Source organism: Pseudoalteromonas sp. T1lg22 (assembly GCF_002964645.1).
GTDB lineage: Bacteria > Pseudomonadota > Gammaproteobacteria > Enterobacterales > Alteromonadaceae > Pseudoalteromonas.
Genome location: NZ_PQBY01000023.1, coordinates 116629 through 137507, shown reverse-complemented (window position 1 = coordinate 137507; position 20879 = coordinate 116629). Strand labels below are relative to the sequence as shown.

Below are 20879 nucleotides of genomic sequence, written 5' to 3'. Positions count from 1 at the left end.
CTTGCTTAAACAACGAATTATCACGTCATTGGTGCTGGCGCCACTGGCCCTTGCATTAGTGTTTTTAGCCCCTCTGGATTGGTTTAGTTACTGTGCCGGCGGCATCGTATTATTAGGCGCCTACGAATGGTCGGCGTTAATGGGAATTTGTAATCGCGGCAAAAGGCTTATCTATGTGGCCTTGGTCGGTGTGCTGGTGGCTCTGATGCAATGGCATTGGCCGATCACCGCACTGTGGCAGCAAGGGCAAATGCTGCCGGATATCAATTATGTTTTCACCCTGGCGCTGGCTTGGTGGATTGTCGCCACCATTTTGGTGGTACGTTACCCTAAATTCAGTGATGCCTGGTCGCAGGGTTATTTAATGCGTGGCATTTCCGGAATATTAACCCTGGCACCTTTGTGGCTGGCGTTATGTGTGCTGCGCAGCGCCAACTATGACGAGTCGAGCCAGTTTGGTTCCTACTTGATCCTGGCGGTATTAGGTATTGTCTGGTGTGCCGACATCGGCGCCTATTTCTGTGGTAAAAACTTTGGCAAACACAAATTGATGCCCAAGGTGAGCCCAAATAAAACCATCGAAGGCTTTGTCGGCGGCCTGCTAAGCGCTGCCATCTTCGTCTTGGTATTTTGTTATTTTAAAGATATCGAGCCTGGTATGTGGGCGCCTTATGCACTGATGGCAGTGATTGTTGCTGCCTTTTCTGCGGTGGGCGATCTGCTGGAAAGCATGTTTAAGCGTCAGGCAGGCATGAAGGACAGTGGTAAGTGCTTACCCGGCCATGGCGGTATTCTTGACAGAATCGACAGCCTGACCGCAGCGGCACCTATTTTTGTGGTGTTTTACGCCTGGACCATGACTCTATGAGCAGCAAAAGCGTCACCATTTTAGGCTCTACCGGCTCTATCGGCCAAAGTACCCTGGATGTGATTGCCCGCAATCAAGAGCACTATTCGGTCTTTGCCCTGGTCGCTGGACGTAACCTTGAGCAAATGGTGAGCGACTGTGTTGTGCATAAGCCGCAATTTGCGACCCTTTCCTGCGCTGATGCAAACAAGCAGCTGGCCGAGCGCCTAAATGCGCTTGGAAGTGCCACCCAGGTCGTGGACTATGAGCAGGATATGACCATGCTCTGTCAACACAGCGACGTTGATATGGTGATGTCCGCCATAGTAGGCGCCGCCGGGCTTATTCCAACCTTATACGCCATTGAAGCGGCCAAGGTAGTGATGTTGGCAAATAAAGAATCTCTGGTCATGTCGGGGCAATTATTTATGGATAAGGTACGCCACCACGGCGCCACCTTATTGCCTATCGACAGCGAACATAACGCCATCTTTCAATGTATGCCCGAGGCCATTCAAGGCCACCATGACGCCACCTTGACGGCCCATGGGGTGACTAAAATTTTATTAACCGGCTCGGGTGGCCCGTTTCGTGAACGCGCCCTGGACACCTTTGCCGATATTTCCGTTGCCGAAGCGGTCGCACACCCAAATTGGTCCATGGGCCAGAAAATCTCAGTCGATTCTGCGACCATGATGAACAAGGGTTTGGAATTTATCGAAGCCAAGTGGCTCTTTAATGCCAGCGCCGACGATATCGAAGTGGTGATCCACCCGCAGAGTATGATCCATTCCATGGTGCAGTACAGCGATGGTTCTGTGCTCGCGCAAATGGGGCAACCGGATATGCGCACGCCCATAGCCCACGCCTTGGCTTACCCGCAGCGTATTAATGCCGGTGTGGCGCCCCTGGACTTTAGCACCATGAAAGACTTCAGCTTCCATGCCCCGGATTTTAATCGCTACCCGAACCTGCGCCTTGCCATAGAGGCTTGTAAAGCGGGGCAAAGTGCGACCACCATAATTAACGCCGCAAACGAAGAAGCTGTGGCGGCATTTTTAGCCGGGCATATTCGCTTTACCGATATTTATGCGGTCAATGCCGATACCCTGGCGGCCATGTCGACCCAATATGATGAATGTTTACAGGGAATTTTGCAGTGCGATGGCGACGCAAGACGCGTGGCACAGCAGCAAATTAAGAGTAGGGCAAACTAATGTTTGAATTTTTGTGGCACCTGGGCTCCTTTATCCTTGCCTTGGGTATCCTAGTCACAGTGCACGAATACGGCCACTTCTGGGTGGCTCGCAAGGCCGGCGTTAAGGTGCTGCGCTTTTCCATCGGCTTTGGTAAGCCACTGCTGCGTTGGTACGATAAATTAGGCACCGAATATGTGGTGGCCATGATCCCTCTTGGTGGCTATGTAAAAATGCTCGACGAGCGCGTCGATAAGGTCGCCGAGCATGAGCGTCACCTGTCATTTAATGCCAAATCCGTTTATGCCCGCATTGCCATCGTCAGTGCCGGGCCTTTGGCCAATTTCTTATTCGCTATTTTCGCCCTGAGTCTGATGTATGTCATAGGCGTGCAATCAGTGAAGCCTATTATTGGCGATGTCGGCTCACAAAGCCGTGCTCAGGTTGCGGGTTTAAAAGAAGGCGACCAGCTTATTGAGGTGGGTAGCCAGCAAACTCAGGATTGGCAGGAAGTAACTCTGGCATTAATGCAGCACCTGGGTGATGAAAGCGTTAATGTGAAAATACAAGCGCCATCGGGTATGCAAAGCATTAAGGTGCTGGATCTTGAGGGCTGGAGCCTGCAACAGCGCGACCAGTCGCCGCTGGCATCTATTGGTATAGTGCCGTTTCGTCCCGATGCAACCTTAACCTTGGCCATGGTGGCTCCGGATTCTCCGGCGCAAAGAGCCGGTTTACAAGAAGGGGATCTCTTGGTCAGTGTTGAGGACAAGCTGATTAAGTCCTGGCCGGCCTTGGTAAAACAAATCGAGCGCTCTGCGGAGCAGCCGCTGAAGTTTCATATCATTCGCGACAAAAGCGGCATGGATGTGACAGTGACCCCAGCGAATAAGCCTATGGAAGATGGTTTGAGTCGCGGTTATCTTGGCGTGGTGCCTGTGGTAGAACCTTGGCCTGAAGATGCAATTGTGACCCGCAGTTACAATCCGATTACGGCCATTGGTCTTGGGGTGACTAAAACCTGGCAAATGGTCAGCCTGAGCTTTGAAATGATTGCCAACCTGATCACAGGTCAGGTATCGATTAAAAATATCAGTGGCCCCGTAGGCATTGCGGTTGGGGCAGGAACTAGCGTAAGCTACGGTTTCGTCGCGTTTTTAAGTTTCTTAGCGCTGATCAGTGTGAGCCTAGGGGTATTTAATTTATTGCCTCTGCCGGTGCTCGACGGTGGTCATCTAATGTATTACATAATTGAACTTATTCGTAAAAAGCCAGTCTCTGAAAAGACACAAGAAATTGGTTTTCGCATTGGTGCAACCTTATTATTGGCGCTTACTGCGTTTGCTTTGTTAAACGATATTGCGCGCTTGTAACTTGAGGTTACTGCCGGCTTGGTTGTTTTATGGGTAAAAACTGAGCCGGATGCATAAAGAAACTGCTGTGTAAGCCAAACAGCAATGATAAGATGGCTGTATTAAACGCAGCCGATGGCCCAAACCAAAACAGCCGTGCGCAAAACGAACTCTAATAGTGCGTTTGGGTGAAGACACTGTAGTAAAGGACAAAGATAATAAAATGGCTATAAAAAAACATTTGGCAGTAACGAGTTTATTAGGGGCCAGTTTCGCCGCCCTGGGCCAAGAATCCTTTATCGTAGAAGATTTAAAAGTTGAAGGTCTGCAGCGAGTAGCTTTAGGCGCCGCGCTGACCCATATCCCCATTAACGTGGGTGACCAAATTGATACCTATACGGTATCGAAAACCATTAAATCCCTGTATAAATCTGGCCATTTCGATGATATCGAAGTGTACCGCGATGGCGATCAAATCATCTTTAAGGTGACCGAACGTCCTACCATCAGTGCTATTGAGTTTGATGGCAACAAGGATATTAAAGACGAGCAGCTGACCGAGAGCCTAGATCAGCAAGATATCCGTACCGGTGAGCCTTTAGATAGAACGGTTTTGGATAATGTGGAAAAGGGTTTGATCGAGTTCTTCCACAGTATCGGTAAATACAACGCCAAGATTGACGTTGAGGTCATTCGTCTGCCGCGCAACCGAGTGCGCCTTAAACTCAAGTTTGATGAAGGTGAAGCTGCCTCAATTCGCCAAATTAATATCGTTGGTAACGAGTTGTTCCCGGATGAAGAGCTGCTGGGCCTGGTGGAGTCAAAACAGGACTTACCTTGGTGGCGCTTTATGTCATCGGACCGTTACCAGAAGCAGACTATTGAGGGCGATTTAGAGAAAATTCGCAGCTACTACCTCGACCGTGGTTATCTGCGCTTTAATATCGACTCAACACAAGTTTCGGTAAGTCCTGAGCGTGAGTCCGTGTATGTGACCGCTAACCTCACCGAAGGCGAGCAGTACATGGTTAAGGGCTTTGACTTTATTGGTGACCTGCTTGGCCGAGAAGAGCTGATCCGCAGCGTGCTCCCACTTAAGGCTGGTGAGCTTTACAATGGCTCTGTGGTGACTTCGTCGGAAGAATTTATTAAGAGTTATTTGGCCCGCTTTGGTTATGCCAATGCCGTGGTACGTACTATTCCGGAAATCGACGACGAAACCAAAGAAGTACAACTGGTGTTGTCCGTTGACCCGGGCAAACGTGTTTATGTACGTCGTATCGATATCTCAGGTAACCAAAGTACCGCCGATGAGGTTGTTCGTCGTGAGATGACTCAGCTTGAAGGTGCTTGGCTGTCAAACCAAAACCTTGAGCGCTCAAAATTACAAATTCAACGTTTGCCCTATATGGAAAGCGTGGAGTTCGATGTTAAACCTGTACCCGGTGCAGATGACGAGGTTGATGTTGGCTTTACCGTGAAAGAGCAATCTGCCGGTAGCTTTACCGCTGGCTTGGCTTACGGTTCCTACTACGGCCTGCAGTTTAACATAGGTGTGAGTGAGTCCAACTTCCTTGGCTCTGGTAACCAAGTGGCCTTTAATATCAATACCTCACGTGGTTCAGAAAGCGTCAGCCTGTCTTATACCGACCCTTATTTTACGCCGGATGGCGTCTCTCAGGGTTCGAGCATCTTCTATCGTAACTATGATGCCGGCGAATTTAGCCTGATCGACTATAAATCGAAGAGCTATGGTCTGGGTACCAATATTGGTTTCCCTATTAACGCGGTTAATCGTTTGAACTTTGGTGTGCGTTGGATAGAAGAAGAACTGTCTGATTTGGCCGAATACGAGCAAACGCGCGTACTGCGTGAAACCTTCCTGGACCCGGAAAATCCGGATGCTGGTTTTGAGTTCACCAAGTATGAGCTAAGCGCCGGTTGGTCTCGTGTGACAGTTAACCGTGGTATGTTCCCAACGGCCGGTTCTCGCCAGTCGTTAAACCTGTCGGCAACCACACCGAACTCAGATCTGACTTATTTTAAGATCAACTATAACTCGCGTTATTACTGGCCGGTGAGCGATGACCATCGCTGGGTATTCTCAGCCCGTGCGGCGCTGGGATATGGTAATGGTTATGGCGAAACCAATGGCTATGAGCAGGTTCTTCCTGTGCAGGAGTTCTTCCGCATTACCGAGCAGGAATTACGCGGCTTTGACCGTAATACCATCTTGCCACGTGCGGTAATTCGTTCACCGCAAAATATCCCAGGCACAACCTTGCCTGATGGTACGCCTACCGGCAATATCGGTGGTGCCGAGGAGTTTGATACTCTGCAACTTGCCGGTCGTATCGGTGGTAATGCCAAGGCGGTGGCAGGTATTGAAATGATAGTACCAACACCGTTTTTAGACGACGAGAACAGCAGTTCCGTTCGAACCAGTTTCTTTGTCGATGCGGCTAACGTATGGGATACAGAGTTTAACGTTGACCGTTATCAAAACCTTCAGCCCGATGAGCGTGCGCGCTTGGATGATTATTCCGATCCAGGTCGCTTCAGGGTCTCAACTGGTCTTTCAATCCAGTGGATCTCGCCTATGGGGCCAATGCTAATTAGTTTTGCTTATCCGTTGCAAGAAGAAGAAGATGATGATACCAAAACTGTTAGCTTTAACATTAGTAACACTTTCTAAGGAGTTTTCTGTGAACAAACTATTTAAAAACACAGCACTAGTAGTATTAGCGGCACTAACCATGGGTACTTCGGTACAGGCTTTGGCGCATAAGGTTGGTATTGTTGATATGCAAACCATCTACTCTCAGGTGCCACAAACTGCGGCTATCGACAATACATTGAAAAGTGAATTCTCTGAGCGTCGTCAAGAACTTGAAAAGCTGCAGGGCGATATCCGTTTTGAAATGGAAAAGTTTCAGCGTGAAGCGCCAACCATGAGCGAAGACCAGAAAAAAGCGCTTGGTGACAAGATCAACAGCATGCAAAAGCAGTTTAACGAAAAAGGTCGTCCGCTAGAGCAAGAAATCAAGCAACGTCAAAACCAAGAGTTGGCCAAGCTCAGAAAACCATCATCACCGCCATTGAAGAAATTGCCAAAGACGGTGATTTCGACGAAGTGAAGGTTAAAGACGGTACTATCTACTTCAATCCTAAAGAAGTGACTGACCTGTCAGAAAAAGTGGTTGAGCGCGTAAGTAAGAAGTAATGATGGCAAAAAGCTTAGCTGACATCGCCCAACACTTAGGTGCCGAGCTTATTGGAGACGGCACCCTTGAAGTCGTTGGCATACAGACGCTTGGAAAAGCAACTGCGGCGCATATTAGTTTTTTAGCGAATAAAAAGTATCGTAGCCAGTTGGCCGATACGAAAGCCGGTGCTGTGATCCTCAGTGCCGCCGATGCCGAGCACTTCGCCGGCAATAAACTGATTTGCCAGGACCCTTATGTGGCCTATGCTAAGTTGGCGCAGTTGCTCGACAGCACGCCGGCTGCGGCTCAGGGTATTCATCCCAGTGCAGTAATTAGCCCGGATGCCAAGGTCAGCGCCAGCGCCAATATCGGCCCATTAGTGGTGATTGAAGCCGGTGCAGTGATTGGCGAGCATGCGCAAATTGGTTCCCATTGTTTTATCGGCAAAGATGCGCAAATCGGTGCCCATACCAAGCTATGGAATAACGTCACTGTTTACCATCAGGTGCAGTTGGGCGAACACTGCTTAGTGCAAGCCAATACTGTGATTGGTGCCGATGGCTTTGGTTATGCCAATGAGCGTGGCCAATGGGTGAAGATCCCTCAGGTCGGATCTGTTATAATCGGCGACCGCGTTGAGATTGGCGCCAGTACCACCATAGATCGGGGCGCTATCGACGACACTATTATCCACGATAACGTGATTATCGATAACCAGTGTCAAATTGCCCACAATGTGGAAATTTGCGAAGGCACCGCTATTGCCGGCTGTACCGTGGTGGCGGGGAGTACCAAAATAGGTCGTTATTGCCAGATAGGTGGTCTCAGTGCCATCACAGGTCATGTAGAGATCTGCGATAAGGTGGTGCTAACCGGTATGAATATGGTTACCAGTGGCATCAACGAGCCGGGTATTTACTCCTCGGGCTTGCCGCACAGCAAGAATAAAGAGTGGCGTCGTACCATAGCGCACCTGCGCAATATTGGTGACATGAATAAGCGTATAAAGGCCATTGAGGCCGAGCTTAAGTCACAAGAATAACTTTGTTTTAAGGAAAAGAAGTTGGCTAATCAGTTAAATAGCTTAGATATTCAAGAGATAATGAGTTTACTACCGCACCGTTATCCGATGCTGTTGGTGGACAAGGTGTTAGATTACACCCCGGGTGAAAGCCTGCATGCAATCAAAAATGTGACCATCAATGAGCCGATCTTTACCGGTCACTTTCCTGAGCAGCCAATTTTCCCAGGCGTGATGATCCTTGAAGCCATGGCCCAGGCGACAGGTCTATTGGGTTTTAAAACCACAGAAAATCGTGGTGAGAACGAGCTATACTTGTTTGCAGCCATCGACAATGCGCGCTTTAAGCAGCCGGTACTACCTGGCGATACCATGCACTTGCATGTGAAGTTCTTAAAAGAGCGCCGCAATATGTGGAAATTCTACGGCGAAGCACGCGTTGACGATAAAGTCGTGTGCAGCGCCGAACTAATGTGTGCAAGAAGAGAGTTTTAATCGTGATCCATCCGACCGCAATTATCGAACCCGGTGCAAAACTTGCTGATGATGTTCAAGTTGGCGCTTATAGCTATATAGGCAATGACGTTGAAATCGGTGCAGGTACTATTATTGAATCTCATGTGGTAGTAAAAGGGCCGTCTAAAATCGGCAAAAACAACCACATCTTTCAATTCGCATCGGTAGGCGAGGCGTGCCAGGATAAAAAATACAAGGATGAACCAACGCAGCTTATCATAGGTGATAACAATATTATTCGCGAATGCGCCACCATTCACCGTGGCACCATTCAGGATCAGGGTATCACCAAGATCGGCAGCAATAACCTGTTTATGGCCTATACCCATGTTGCGCATGACGCAGTGATTGGCGACAACGTTATTTTTGCCAATAACGCCAGTGTCGCGGGCCACGTGCACATAGGTGACTGGGTGATCTTAGCGGGTAACTCAGGCGTGCATCAGTTCTGTAAAGTGGGTGCTCATGCCTTTATCGGCATGTACTCGGGTGTAAACCAGGATGTGCCACCGTATGTGACTACAATCGGCATGCCTGCGCGCCCGGTTGCTATCAATACCGAAGGCTTGAAGCGTCGCGGTTTTGAATCTGACGAAATCATGGCCCTGCGCCGTGCTTATAAGACCTTGTTCCGTAAGGGATTGAAGGCCGATGAAGCACTGGCACAGCTGCAAGAGGAAGTGGCTAACTTCCCAGCCATTCAGCCTATGATCGACTTGGTTAACAGCTCTACGCGCGGCATTATTCGTTAGTATAAGAGCTGCAAACTAGCAGAGCAGAAATATATGAAAAAGCGCTAACTCGGTTGGTATACCCGGTTAGCGCTTTTTTTATGCCTGTGTAAATGTGATTGCGGCTGTTTCGCTAGTTAAGCAACTGGCTGATGGCACGATACTCCTCATACTGCTGATATAGCTCCTTGTGGCTAGCCACAGCTTTTATCTGGCCTTCGTCCATCCACAGCACCTTATCCATATGACTCAGCAGTGAAGTTTCATGAGTGCTTATGACCAGGGTTTTGTTTTGTGTCAGGGTTAAGACCGCATCAAAGACCTTGCTTTGATTATCACCGTCCAGGCCGCGGGTGGGTTCATCCAATATCAGCACTTGTGGGTCGCGCAAAAATAGTTGCGCCAGGTGCAAACGTCTGGCTTCGCCAGCGGATAGCTGGCGTCCGGTGGCCCCTACTTGGGTGTCCAGGCGCTTAGTCATTTGCTTTACCGTGGCCGCTAGTTGCGCCTGTTCGAGCGCCGACCAGATTTCATAATCAGTGGCATCCTCCTTGGCAAGAAGCAGGTTTTCTTTAAGGGTGGCGCTAAAGGTGTGGCTGAATTGATTAAGCACGCCCAACTCTTGATTAAGCCAAGCGGGGTCGAGCATCTCTACTTGAGTATCAAACGCCAAAAACGTTCCCTGTTGTGTCTGGAGCTGCGCCGTTAGCAGACCAAGCAAGGTGGACTTGCCGGCGCCGCTTCTGCCTACTATGGCCAGCTTCTCACCTCGCTTTATGTCCAGGGACAAGGATTGAAAAACAGGGGGCTGATTTGGGTAGGCAAAGCAAACTCGGTCGAGGGAAAAGGTAAGCTCGGCGTGCGCCTGTCCTTGTTGCACCTGTGTTGGCGTTTTATCCACTTCGTCTAGTTGGGCGCGAATGCGCCCGGCGCTGGCCAAGGTGAGCTCCAGTTTTAGCATGGCATCGGGCAGCATTAACACGGACTCAAAGGCACCTAATACTAAGAGCACCAGCATGGCCAGCTCAACCTGTGCCAACTGACCGCTATTGACCAGTGGGATCAAGGCCACAAGTGCCATAACTATCGTCAGCTGGCTGATAAGCTGTGACAGCCCCTGATGGGTGGCAAACCAGCGATGTGCCTTTTGTTGCTCTTTGGCCAGCGCTTGCTGCGCCTTATCCAGATCTTGCCAATACTGTTGTGCGGCGCCTGCTAAATGCAGCTCTTTTAAGCCGCGCGCGCCCTCTACCAGGCGTTCACTTAACTTGCTTTGCGCATCCTGTGTGCGTTTGCCGACTCCTTTTAGATTACGACTAAGCCAGGCGGGCAAGATGACTCCGGTAATGAGCAAGGCCGCAAGGGTCACCAGCATCAGCACAGGGCTGTAGCTGCCGAGTACCCAGGCAATTAAGGGTAAGGCCATGATAGCCAATAACAGGGGTACCAGAACGCCGATATAGAATTCATCGAGTTGCTCAACGTCTTCCTGCAACTGTGACAGGCGTTGCCCGACACTGGTAAAGCTCTGCAAGGAAGCCTGGGTGAGGGCAGCGAAAATGCTCACCCGCAGGGTTTTAAGTATTAAAAAGGTGGTGTTGTGATTGACTAGGCGCTGGGCGTAGCCGCTGGCGGTACGGACAATGGCCAGGAAGCGAATAATGCCCGCCGGGGTGAAGTAGTTCATGGTCACCCCTTGTAAACCTGCGGCGGCCATGGCCGCCAAAAACCAGGCGGAAACGGCCAGCAGGGTAATATTGGCGGCCAGGGCAAGAAAAGCCAAAAATAGACCTAACAGCGCCCAGCCAAGGTGGGGGCGAATGAGGGAAATAAGAAAGCGCCAATTAGCCATAAACCACCTCCGGCGCCTTAAGCATGCAGCTAAGCTGAGAATGAGTATTGGCGGCAAGCTCGCTATAGCTGCCTTGTTCTATCAGCTCACCCTGTTTAAGTACCAGGACCTGATTGGCTTGGCTCAAGGTATTGAGTCTATGGGCAATGATCACCACCTGAGTATGTTGGCTGATGCGCTCAAGACAGGCCTGCACCTTTTGTTCGCTAAGCTTATCGAGCGCAGCCGTGGGCTCGTCTAAAAAGATCATATCCGGTCGGCGCAATAAGGCTCTGGCCAGGGCTAAACGCTGTATCTGACCGCCGGATAGACCCTGGCCCAATTCGCCGATTTTTGTATCGTACTGATGGGGCAGAGCCATGATAAAGGCGTCCAAACCCAGCTCTTTGCAAAGCGCGCGTATAGCCTCAAGGTTGATAGACTCGCTGCCAAGGGCGATATTCTCGGCCAGGCTGCCACTGAATAAGATCGGTGTTTGTGCGACCCAGGCAATGCGCTGTTGATAGCTGGCAATATCGATATCCGTTAACGGTATGCCATTGATGCGTATGGCCGAGTTTGCTTGCGGATATAAGCCCATCAAGCAGTCCATCAGGGTGGATTTGCCGGCGCCGCTTTGGCCTACCAGGGCGAGTATGCCGTTAGCTTCGGTGCTAAAGCTGATATTTTTTAGCACCGCATTGGCGCCCTCATCGAGGCGCAGAGATAAATCCTGCACTTCTAACTTGGTGATAGATTCTAGCTTTGCCTTATTCCGCGTATTTTTTGGCAGGGGAGCTTGCTGCAGCTCTTGTGTGGTCAAAAGCGCCAGCATGGAGTCGGCGCTGGCCAGACCCTTGAGCTTGGCATGGTAATGCTGCCCCAATTGACGCAGTGGCAGATAAAACTCAGGTGCCAACAAGAGCACCACAAAACCCGTGGCAAAATCCAGGGTGCCGAAATACAAACGAAAGCCGATGATCACGGCCACCAGGGCGATGCTGATGGTGGCTAAAAATTCCAGCGCCAGGGTGGAAATAAAGGCGATACGTAATACCGACAGAGTCGATATACGAAACTGATCCGCCATCTGCTCAACGCGTTTAACCTGGCTCTGGGCGCTGTTAAATAGTTTTAATTGAGTCAGGCCGTTTAGGCGGTCAAAAAAGAACTGCCCCATATACTGTAGGCGTTGCCAATTTCGCTCATTCAGCGCTTGCGCCTTATAGCCAATGAGGATCATAAAAAATGGAATAAGCGGCGCGGTAATAAGAAAAATAAGCCCGGACTTCCAGTCGATGGGAAATACCACGGCGATAATGGCAAAGGGAATAAGCCCAGCATAGGCTACCGCCGGCAGGTATTTGGCGAAGTAATCGTGCAGAGCTTCAACACCCTGGTTGAGGGTGAGTACCCACTCCGATGCCGGGCGGTTCGCTGAGCCGTTTTCTTGCTGTTTGACCAAGGCTTTCCACAGGGCTTCACGCATCGCCAGCTTGATATTGAGTGCACTGCGCTCAGCCATGGCGCGACTGGCTCCTATCAAGAGCGCCCGCAGTAGACCCAATCCCGCCAGCAAGTACAGGGCTTGTGTCTGCTCGGCTAAGTCTTGCCCGGCAAACATCACCTTATGGCACAACTGCGCCAGCACATAGCAACTGATGATCATCAACACGCCACTGCTAAAGCCCAAAAATATGCTTAGCAGCAAAGGGCGGTTATGGGGGCGGGTAAATTCCTTTAAAAAGGCGCGCAGCTGGAGTTGCTGCGCGCGATTTGGTTGGGGGTTCATGAGCTTAGAAGTGCTCCTGCTCGTCGTCTGCAATACTGTCGGTGTGCTGTTGCATTTCATACCACATCACATTAATTACGCCGAAAGCAACGGCAAAGAGTACCCCTAATATCCAAGCGAAATACCACATAATGCCTCCTTAATAACTGCCGTGAGAGTTGTTTTCGATTTCTTCATGACTGACTCGACGCCACATCTTCACATAACACCAAGTGGTGTAACTCAGGACTATGGGCAGCAGCAGTGCCACCACGATAAACATGATGTTAAGGGTCATATGGCTGGAAACCGCATCCCAAATGGTCAGACTCATATTGGCATCATGGCTTGAAGGCATGATGAAGGGGAAGAGGCTGGCGCCAAAAGTCATAATAATGCCAACCAGCATTAAGCTGGTGAGGATAAAGCCCAGTCCCGCCTTGTTACGCCAAGAGCAAAGCAGAGCCAATACGCCAGCCACATAAGCCAGTACCGGGAAGGCCATACTCCACGGCCGCTGCTGGTAGCCATCGAGCCATAATCCGGTGCCTGTTTTCACAGTTTTGGCTAAGGGATCGGCATGACTACCGGGCTCGGCCATGGTGATAATTTGCATGCCCTCGATTTGCGTTAACCAGACTCCGGCAATGGCAAAGCCCACCAGAGCTAAGATCAATGCCAGGCGACCCAATTTAGCGGCGCGTGAGGCGACCGGATCTACGGTGCGCAGTTGCAACCAAAGACCGCCATGGGCGACCAACATGGTGACGCTAATAAGGCCACAAAGCAGGGCGAAGGGGTTGAGAAGAGCAAAGAAAGAGCCCAAATAGCTGACCCGCATAAGATTATCTATATGCAAGGGCACCCCTTGGATCAGGTTGCCAAAGGCGACACCAAAAATGAGTGCCGGAATAAAGCTGCCGGCAAAGAGTGCCCAGTCCCAACGGTTGCGCCAAGTCGGGTTATCCAGCTTGGAGCGATAGTCAAAGGCCAAGGGGCGGAAAAACAGCGCAAACAGCACCAGCATCATGGCGAAGTAAAAGCCGGAAAAAGCCGCTGCATACACCATTGGCCAGGCTGCAAATAAGGCGCCACCGGCGGTGATCAGCCAGACTTGGTTGCCGTCCCAGTGTGCGCCGACGGTGTTAATTACCACACGGCGCTCGACATCTTTTTTGGCGACAAAGGGCAGCAAGACGGCGGCGCCCATGTCCATACCATCGGTGATGGCAAAGCCGATAAGCAGGGCACCAATTAACAGCCACCAGATCAGTTTTAGGGTTTCGTAATCGAAAATCATACCTGAGTCTCCTTAAGGGCGGCCTGGCGTTCAAAATAATACTTGCCGGTGTGCAGCGAGCTGGGACCCTGTTTAATAAAGTGCAGCATCAACCACACCTCGATAATGGCGAGTATGGTGTAGAAGATAATAAAGCCGGTCAGGGAGATCAGCACATCATTAAAGGTCAGGCTGGAGGTGGCCATAAAGGTGGGCAGCACTTCGGAAATTGCCCAGGGTTGGCGACCGAACTCGGCCACAAACCAACCTGTTTCTATGGCTATCCAGGGCAGGGGAATGGCAAATAAGGCGGCCTTAAGCAGCCAGCGTTTTTTCTCAATCACCCGCTTGGCGTTGTAATAGAAAGAGGCGGCGAAGATAAACAGCATGATCATCCCACAGGCCACCATAACGCGGAAGGTCCAGAACAGCGGACCGACGGCAGGGATCGAGTCCTTCACCGCCATAGCGATTTCTTCTTCACTGGCGTTATAGACATCATCGCGATAGCGCTTAAGCAACAAGCCATAGCCGAGATCGGCCTTGTACTTGTCAAATTCGGCAATGATCTCGGGGCGGGTATCACCATTGCGCAACTTTTCCAGATAGCGATAGGCAATCATGCCGCTGCGGATCCGCACCTCGTGCTGCTGCTGTAACTCCTTGATACCAGTGACCTCTTCATCAAGGGAGCGGGTGGCGATAATGCCCATCACATAGGGGATTTTAACCGCGGCATGGGTTTCCTGTGCTTCTGAGTCGGGAATGCCGAACAGGGTAAAGGCGGCGGGGGCGGGCTCGGTTTCCCATTCCGCTTCAATGGCGGCGAGTTTAACCTTTTGCACCTCGCCAACCTCATAACCGGACTCATCGCCGAGCAAGATGACACAGAGCACCGAGGCTAAACCAAAGCTACAGGCCACCGAAAACGAGCGTTTGGCAAAGGCCACGTCGCGCCCTTTAAGCAGGTAATAGGCGCTGATCCCAAGCACAAACATGGACGCGGCGACATAACCGGCGGACACGGTATGAATAAACTTCACCTGGGCAACCGGGTTGAAGACCAGCTCGGCAAAGCTTTGCATTTCCATGCGCATGGTTTGGTAATTAAATTCTGAGCCCACTGGGTTTTGCATCCAGCCGTTGGCGATAAGGATCCACAGCGCCGAGAGGTTGGTGCCTATGGCCATGAGAAAGGTAACACCCAGGTGTTGCACCTTGGTCAGACGGTCCCAGCCGAGGAAGAACATGCCGACGAAGGTGGACTCAAGGAAGAAAGCCATCAGGCCTTCGATAGCGAGCGGCGCGCCGAAGATGTCGCCGACATAATGCGAATAGTAGGACCAGTTGGTACCGAACTCGAACTCCATGGTCAGTCCGGTGGCGACTCCAAGCGCAAAGTTAATACCGAATAACTTGCCCCAAAACTTGGTCATATCACGATATATTTCTCGCCCTGTCATCACATAGACGGATTCCATTATCACCAAAATCCATGTCATCCCTAACGTCAGTGGCACGAATAAAAAGTGATAGAAGGCCGTTATTGCAAATTGCAGACGGGATATGTCTACAAAGGATTCATCTATCATGGTTTACCCCTAATGTAAGCTGTTTGAACTTTCAGTAATAACTGAAAGTTTGCATAGTATCCGTACTTATTGGTTAACAGTCAACCACACATTAGCAGTTGCTAATTTATAAAAAAATTCATTGCGATGAAAAAACAGCCGGCTTGCGCTCTGTGCCAAGGGATGAAAAAATCGGCTATTTTTCAGCGCCGTGGATTTGTGCTCCGCTAAGGTTTTAAGCACACCCTAAACAGGGTAGACTAGGCTGTTAATAATAACAGTGGTATATGGGAAACCCCCTTTAGATGAGCGCAGCAGCTAAACCTCTACGTATCGGTATTGTTGCCGGAGAAATGTCAGGCGACATTCTCGGCGAAGGCCTGATGAAAGCGATCTTGAAATCTCACCCGGATGCAGAGTTTGTCGGCATCGGTGGCCCGCGTATGCAGGCGCTAGGCTGTGACAGCCTGTTTGATATGGAAGAGTTGTCTGTGATGGGCTTGGTTGAGGTGCTCTCGCGTTTGCCTCGCCTGCTGCGTATTCGCAAAGAACTGGTGCAGCATTTTATCGCTAACCCGCCGGATGTGTTTGTCGGTATCGATGCGCCGGATTTTAATCTGCGTGTTGAACTGCCGCTTAAAGAAGCGGGCATCACGACTGTGCATTATGTCAGCCCTTCGGTGTGGGCATGGCGACAAAAACGTATTCATAAAATCGCCAAAGCCACTAACCTGGTGTTGTCCCTGTTACCCTTTGAAAAAGCATTTTACGATGAGCATCAGGTGCCCTGCACCTTTGTCGGTCACACCCTGGCCGATGATATTGCCGTTGAACAGGATAATACCCAGGCGCGGGAGCAATTAGGTTTATCCCCTGAGGATAAGGTGCTTGCTTTGCTACCCGGCAGCCGAGGCTCCGAGGTTGGCTTGCTAACCCCTACCTATGCGCAAACCGCTGAGCGTTTGCAACAGCAAAATCCGGACTTAAAGGTGGTGGTGCCTTTGGTTAATGAAGCGCGTAAGGAGCAGTTTTTAGCACTGCAACAGGAGCATGCGCCAAAGCTTAAGGCCATCCTGCTTGACGGTCAGTCCAGCTTAGCCATGCAGGCCAGCGACGCCATTTTGCTGGCCTCCGGGACCGCCTCATTGGAAGGCATGTTGTATAAAAAGCCCATGGTGGTGGGGTACAAGCTTAAACCCATGACCTACTGGATGGTGCAAAACGTCTTTACCTTTACCATCAAGTATTTCTCGCTGCCGAATCTATTGGCCGATGAAGAATTGGTGCCCGAGTATTTGCAGCATGAATGCAATGTCGACGCCCTGTGCGAGGCGCTGGAGCCGCGCCTGTACGGTGACAACAGTGCGCTAATTGCCCGTTTTACAGAAATCCATCAGAATATTCGTTGTGATGCCAGCCGTCAGGCGGCCAAAGCCGTATTGGAGCTTATCGATGCAAATTAATCGCCCAGACGTACAATATATTGCCGGTGTCGATGAAGTAGGGCGCGGACCCTTAGTGGGCGATGTGGTCACCGCCGCGGTGATCCTCGACCCCAATAAGCCTATTGCCGGTCTGACCGACTCGAAAAAGCTAAGCGATAAAAAGCGCCAGGCACTGAGCGAAGAAATCAAAGAAAAAGCCCTGAGTTACTGTATTGCCCGCGCCACGGTGGACGAGATTGACGAGCTCAATATTCTCCACGCCACCATGCTGGCCATGAGCCGCGCCGTAGCCGGTTTGGATATTACCCCAGATTTTGTGTTTGTCGATGGCAACCGTTTGCCAGCGCTCGATATGGCGGCGCAGGCCGTGGTGAAAGGGGATGCGCTGGTGGCAGAGATCAGTGCCGCATCCATTTTGGCCAAGGTGGCGCGCGATCAGGAAATGATCGAGCTTGATGCCCAGTATCCTCAATATGGTTTTGCCGGGCATAAAGGTTATCCAACCAAGGCGCATTTTGAAGCCTTGGCCGAGCATGGTGCCCTTGAGCAGCACAGAAAAAGTTTTAAGCCCGTACAAAGGGTACTGGCCGAGCGAGGACAATAAGCAATGGCAGCACCTCAGTTCGTTCATTTACGGGTTCACAGTGACTTTTCCATGGTCGATGGCCTAGCTAAAACCAAGCCCATAGTCGCTAAGGCGCAGGAGTTGCAACTCAGTGCCCTGGCTATTACCGATCAAATGAACCTCTGCGGCCTGGTGCGTTTTTATGGTGCTGCCCATGGCGCCGGCATTAAGCCCATAGTAGGTGCCGATATCTGGCTCAACACCCCTGAATTTCCCGACGAGCCTTGTCGTTTATTACTGCTGGCGAAAAACAATCAGGGTTATAAAAATCTCACCTTGCTAATTTCCAAGGCCTATTTGCGTGGTCATGTGATGCACCGTGCCATGGTCGACAGAGACTGGCTGGCGGAGCATGGCGAAGGCCTGATCATTATCAGCGGTGGTAAAGACGGTGACTTGGGTAAGGCACTGCTTAAGGGCAACGCCGGTATTATCGAAGAGATCAGCCAGTTTTATCGCACCCATTTTCCCGGTGATTATTATTTAGAGCTGATCCGCACCTCCCGCGCCGACGAAGAAACCTATTTACACCTGGCGGTTGAGCACGCCTATGCGCATCAGTTGCCGGTGGTGGCCACCAACGAAGTGGTCTTCTTAAAACCGGATGACTTTGAGCCCCATGAAATTCGTGTGGCTATCCATGATGGTTACACCCTAGAAGATAAGCGCAGACCTAAGCGCTTCTCGCAGGAGCAATATCTAAAAACGCCCGAACAAATGACCGAGCTGTTTAGCGATATTCCCGAGGCGCTGCAAAACACGGTGGAAATTGCCAAGCGCTGTAACGTCACCGTGCAACTGGGCACCTATTTCTTGCCGGATTACCCCACGGGTTCGCTGAAAATTGAGGACTTCCTGGTTAAGGTATCCCGCGATGGCCTTGAAGAGCGTTTACAGTTTTTATTCCCTGACGAGCAGGTGCGTGCCGAGCGCCGCGGTGAATACGACGAGCGTTTGCAAATCGAGCTCGATGTAATCAACCAAATGGGATTCCCGGGTTACTTCTTGATCGTAATGGAGTTCATCCAGTGGTCCAAGGATAACAATATTCCTGTGGGCCCGGGGCGGGGCTCGGGTGCAGGTTCACTTGTGGCCTATGCCCTGAAGATCACCGACCTGGATCCGTTGCAGTTTGACCTGCTATTCGAGCGATTTCTAAACCCAGAGCGGGTCTCCATGCCCGACTTCGACGTCGACTTCTGTATGGACCGCCGCGATGAGGTAATAGACCACGTAGCCAAGTTGTATGGCCGCGATGCGGTATCCCAGATTATCACCTTTGGTACCATGGCGGCCAAGGCGGTTATTCGTGACGTGGGCCGGGTGCTGGGTCACCCTTATGGTTTCGTCGACCGAATTTCCAAGCTGATCCCAGGCGATCCGGGAATGACCCTGGCCAAAGCATTTGAAATCGAACCGCGTTTACCCGAAGCCTATGATGGTGACGAAGAAGTACGCGACCTGATAGACATGTGCCGTATTCTCGAGGGCTGTACTCGTAATGCCGGTAAACACGCCGGTGGGGTTGTAATCTCACCGACTACCATCACAGATTTTGCCGCCCTGTACTGCGATGAAGAGGGCAAGTTCCCGGTTACCCAGTTCGATAAGAACGATGTAGAAACCGCCGGTCTGGTTAAATTCGACTTCCTGGGTCTGCGTACACTGACTATTTTGCAGTGGGCCCTGGATATGACCAACGAGCGCCTTGCCCGCGAAGGCAAAGCGCCGGTGGATATCAATGCCATTCCGCTGGATGACAGACCCAGTATCGAGCTCTTGCTGCGCGCCGAGACCACGGCGGTGTTCCAGCTCGAATCCCGCGGTATGAAAGACCTGATTCGCCGTCTTAAGCCGGACTGCTTCGAAGATATGATAGCCCTAGTGGCCCTGTTCCGTCCGGGGCCACTGCAATCGGGCATGGTAGATAACTTTATCGACCGTAAGCATGGTAACGAGGAAATCTCTTACCCGGATGCCCAGTACCAGCACACCAGCTTGCAACCCATTTTGGAGCCGACCTATGGCGTAATCCTGTATCAGGAGCAGGTTATGCAAATCGCCCAGGTTCTCGCCGGGTACTCGCTCGGTGGCGCCGACTTATTACGTCGAGCCATGGGTAAGAAGAAGCCGGAAGAAATGGCCAAGCAGCGCTCGACCTTCGAAGAAGGGGCGATACAAAATGGCGTTGACGGCGAACTGGCGATGAAAATCTTCGACTTGGTAGAGAAATTCGCCGGTTATGGTTTTAACAAATCACACTCCGCCGCGTATGCCCTGGTGTCGTATCAGACCCTGTGGATGAAAACCCATTATCCGTCCGAATTTATGGCTGCGGTAATGTCGGCGGATATGGATAACACGGATAAAATCGTTACCCTGGTGGACGAATGTGAAAACATGAAGCTCACCTTGTTGCCACCGGATGTGAACGCCGGCCTGTATAAGTTTACCGTGAACAAGCAAGGCGAGATTGTCTACGGCATAGGTGCCATCAAAGGTGTGGGTGAAGGCCCGGTAGAAGCGATTTTGAGCGCCCGTGAGCAGGAAGGGCCGTTTAAGGATCTGTTCGACTTCTGTGCCCGAGTTGATTTAAAGCGCCTTAATAAGCGGGTTATCGAAAAGCTGATTATGGCCGGTGCCATGGATAAGCTGGGACCGGATCCTGTGCAGGGTGGTCGCGCCATCTTGATGGCTTCATTGCCCGAGGCGATTAAATCCGCCGAGCAGCACAATAAGGCTGAGCAGCTCGGTCAGGGCGACCTCTTTGGCCTGCTTGCCACTGAGCCGGAAGAGGTTGAACAAGCCTTTAAACGAGTGCCATACTTTACCGATAATCAATGGCTTGACGGTGAGCGTGAAACACTGGGATTATTCTTAACCGGGCACCCAATAAATCAGTATCGTGGCGAACTTAAGCACTATACTAGCGGTAAACTCGTCGATCTGACGCCGACCGAGCGAGATGTGCAAACCACGGCGGCGGGCTTGGTGATCAGCGCCCGAACTTTGATAAATAAGAAGAATAAACGCTGGGGATTAATCACCTTAGATGACAAGAGTGCCCGTCTTGATGTACGCTTATTCCCAGAACAGTTTGAAATGTTCCAAGAATTGCTGCAAATCAACAATATCTTGGTGATAACTGGACAGGTCAGCTTTGATAACTTCTCTGGCGGCATTACAATGACCGCCCGAGACGTCTGTACCCTCGCCGAGGCCCGTGAAAAACGCATTAAAGCGATGAAAATGACGGTGGATATGGCACAAGTTGACGACAACTTCTTCGAAAAGTTGGAAAAAGTGCTGGAACCGTATAAGTTTGGCACCTGTCCGGTAAAAATACTGTACCGGCGACCAGATGCCTTGGCTGAGCTGGAACTAGGAACACAATGGTGTGTGACGCCTGCGGATGACTTAATTCATAAGTTATCCCTGATGGCGGCACAAAATATAGAATTAGAATTTAATTAAATGGGTTAATGAGC

General features: G+C 50.9%; 15 protein-coding genes and 1 pseudogene. 11 read left to right on the top strand and 5 right to left on the bottom strand.

Features of this window, described 5'->3' with window-relative positions:
* The first annotated feature begins 1 nt into the window (after window position 1).
* The 8 genes and pseudogenes from C2M24_RS13600 to lpxA all read left to right on the top strand — a co-directional run bounded on the left by C2M24_RS13600 (window position 2) and on the right by lpxA (window position 8890).
* Window positions 2–868: a phosphatidate cytidylyltransferase gene (locus C2M24_RS13600; protein ID WP_105200531.1), complete on the top strand. Its 867-nt coding sequence runs from the start codon at window positions 2–4 to the stop codon at window positions 866–868.
* Complete coding sequence (gene ispC / locus C2M24_RS13595; protein WP_105215543.1) at window positions 865–2064, top strand: 1-deoxy-D-xylulose-5-phosphate reductoisomerase; 1200 nt, start codon at window positions 865–867, stop codon at window positions 2062–2064. Before C2M24_RS13600 ends, ispC begins: the two co-directional genes overlap by 4 nt.
* Window positions 2064–3416: a sigma E protease regulator RseP gene (gene rseP, locus C2M24_RS13590; protein ID WP_105215541.1), complete on the top strand. Its 1353-nt coding sequence runs from the start codon at window positions 2064–2066 to the stop codon at window positions 3414–3416. Before ispC ends, rseP begins: the two co-directional genes overlap by 1 nt.
* 202 nt (window positions 3417–3618) lie before the next feature.
* Window positions 3619–6090 carry an outer membrane protein assembly factor BamA gene (gene bamA, locus C2M24_RS13585; protein WP_105215791.1) on the top strand — a complete coding sequence of 824 codons (2472 nt, stop codon included), beginning with the start codon at window positions 3619–3621 and terminating at the stop codon, window positions 6088–6090.
* A gap of 10 nt (window positions 6091–6100) precedes the next feature.
* Window positions 6101–6618 (top strand): annotated as a pseudogene (locus C2M24_RS13580) (OmpH family outer membrane protein).
* On the top strand, window positions 6618–7643 hold the full coding sequence (lpxD, locus tag C2M24_RS13575; protein WP_105215539.1) for a UDP-3-O-(3-hydroxymyristoyl)glucosamine N-acyltransferase: 1026 nt from the start codon (window positions 6618–6620) through the stop codon (window positions 7641–7643). The pseudogene C2M24_RS13580 and the gene lpxD overlap by 1 nt, the downstream one beginning before the upstream one ends.
* Window positions 7644–7664: 21 nt before the next feature.
* Window positions 7665–8117 carry a 3-hydroxyacyl-ACP dehydratase FabZ gene (gene fabZ / locus C2M24_RS13570; protein ID WP_105200527.1) on the top strand — a complete coding sequence of 151 codons (453 nt, stop codon included), beginning with the start codon at window positions 7665–7667 and terminating at the stop codon, window positions 8115–8117.
* A 2-nt stretch (window positions 8118–8119) separates the two neighbouring features.
* Complete coding sequence (gene lpxA / locus C2M24_RS13565; RefSeq protein ID WP_105215537.1) at window positions 8120–8890, top strand: acyl-ACP--UDP-N-acetylglucosamine O-acyltransferase; 771 nt, start codon at window positions 8120–8122, stop codon at window positions 8888–8890.
* 112 nt (window positions 8891–9002) lie between these two features.
* On the opposite strand, the gene cydC is transcribed toward lpxA, so the two are convergent.
* The 5 genes from cydC to C2M24_RS13540 are packed head-to-tail and all read right to left on the bottom strand — an operon-like array spanning window position 9003 to window position 15342.
* Window positions 9003–10721, bottom strand: coding sequence for a thiol reductant ABC exporter subunit CydC (gene cydC, locus C2M24_RS13560; RefSeq protein WP_105215535.1), 1719 nt, complete (start codon window positions 10719–10721; stop codon window positions 9003–9005).
* On the bottom strand, window positions 10714–12492 hold the full coding sequence (gene cydD, locus C2M24_RS13555; protein WP_105215533.1) for a thiol reductant ABC exporter subunit CydD: 1779 nt from the start codon (window positions 12490–12492) through the stop codon (window positions 10714–10716). The genes cydC and cydD overlap by 8 nt, the downstream gene beginning before the upstream one ends.
* 4 nt (window positions 12493–12496) lie before the next feature.
* On the bottom strand, window positions 12497–12622 hold the full coding sequence (cydX, locus tag C2M24_RS13550) for a cytochrome bd-I oxidase subunit CydX (protein WP_105190793.1): 126 nt from the start codon (window positions 12620–12622) through the stop codon (window positions 12497–12499).
* A 9-nt stretch (window positions 12623–12631) separates the two neighbouring features.
* Window positions 12632–13771 carry a cytochrome d ubiquinol oxidase subunit II gene (gene cydB, locus C2M24_RS13545; RefSeq protein ID WP_105215531.1) on the bottom strand — a complete coding sequence of 380 codons (1140 nt, stop codon included), beginning with the start codon at window positions 13769–13771 and terminating at the stop codon, window positions 12632–12634.
* Complete coding sequence (locus C2M24_RS13540; protein WP_105215529.1) at window positions 13768–15342, bottom strand: cytochrome ubiquinol oxidase subunit I; 1575 nt, start codon at window positions 15340–15342, stop codon at window positions 13768–13770. Before C2M24_RS13540 ends, cydB begins: the two co-directional genes overlap by 4 nt.
* A gap of 284 nt (window positions 15343–15626) precedes the next feature.
* Between C2M24_RS13540 and lpxB the strand changes: the two genes are divergently transcribed.
* Genes lpxB through dnaE form a run of 3 tightly spaced genes read left to right on the top strand, consistent with a single transcriptional unit; the run spans window position 15627 to window position 20865 of the window.
* Window positions 15627–16784, top strand: coding sequence for a lipid-A-disaccharide synthase (gene lpxB / locus C2M24_RS13535; protein ID WP_105200521.1), 1158 nt, complete (start codon window positions 15627–15629; stop codon window positions 16782–16784).
* Window positions 16774–17370, top strand: coding sequence for a ribonuclease HII (gene rnhB, locus C2M24_RS13530; RefSeq protein ID WP_105215527.1), 597 nt, complete (start codon window positions 16774–16776; stop codon window positions 17368–17370). Before lpxB ends, rnhB begins: the two co-directional genes overlap by 11 nt.
* Window positions 17371–17373: 3 nt before the next feature.
* Window positions 17374–20865, top strand: coding sequence for a DNA polymerase III subunit alpha (gene dnaE, locus C2M24_RS13525; RefSeq protein ID WP_105215525.1), 3492 nt, complete (start codon window positions 17374–17376; stop codon window positions 20863–20865).
* Window positions 20866–20879: the final 14 nt, after the last annotated feature.

What these genes read in the sequence shown, in the direction of transcription:
- ispC (WP_105215543.1), top strand. Translation starts at nt 865, where the DNA reads ATGAGCAGCAAAAGCGTCACCATTTTAGGCTCTACCGGCTCTATCGGC.
- rseP (WP_105215541.1), top strand. Translation starts at nt 2,064, where the DNA reads ATGTTTGAATTTTTGTGGCACCTGGGCTCCTTTATCCTTGCCTTGGGT.
- bamA (WP_105215791.1), top strand. Translation starts at nt 3,619, where the DNA reads ATGGCTATAAAAAAACATTTGGCAGTAACGAGTTTATTAGGGGCCAGT.
- lpxD (WP_105215539.1), top strand. Translation starts at nt 6,618, where the DNA reads ATGATGGCAAAAAGCTTAGCTGACATCGCCCAACACTTAGGTGCCGAG.
- cydC (WP_105215535.1), bottom strand. Translation starts at nt 10,721, where the DNA reads ATGGCTAATTGGCGCTTTCTTATTTCCCTCATTCGCCCCCACCTTGGC.
- cydD (WP_105215533.1), bottom strand. Translation starts at nt 12,492, where the DNA reads ATGAACCCCCAACCAAATCGCGCGCAGCAACTCCAGCTGCGCGCCTTT.
- cydX (WP_105190793.1), bottom strand. Translation starts at nt 12,622, where the DNA reads ATGTGGTATTTCGCTTGGATATTAGGGGTACTCTTTGCCGTTGCTTTC.
- cydB (WP_105215531.1), bottom strand. Translation starts at nt 13,771, where the DNA reads ATGATTTTCGATTACGAAACCCTAAAACTGATCTGGTGGCTGTTAATT.
- C2M24_RS13540 (WP_105215529.1), bottom strand. Translation starts at nt 15,342, where the DNA reads ATGATAGATGAATCCTTTGTAGACATATCCCGTCTGCAATTTGCAATA.
- lpxB (WP_105200521.1), top strand. Translation starts at nt 15,627, where the DNA reads ATGAGCGCAGCAGCTAAACCTCTACGTATCGGTATTGTTGCCGGAGAA.
- rnhB (WP_105215527.1), top strand. Translation starts at nt 16,774, where the DNA reads ATGCAAATTAATCGCCCAGACGTACAATATATTGCCGGTGTCGATGAA.
- dnaE (WP_105215525.1), top strand. Translation starts at nt 17,374, where the DNA reads ATGGCAGCACCTCAGTTCGTTCATTTACGGGTTCACAGTGACTTTTCC.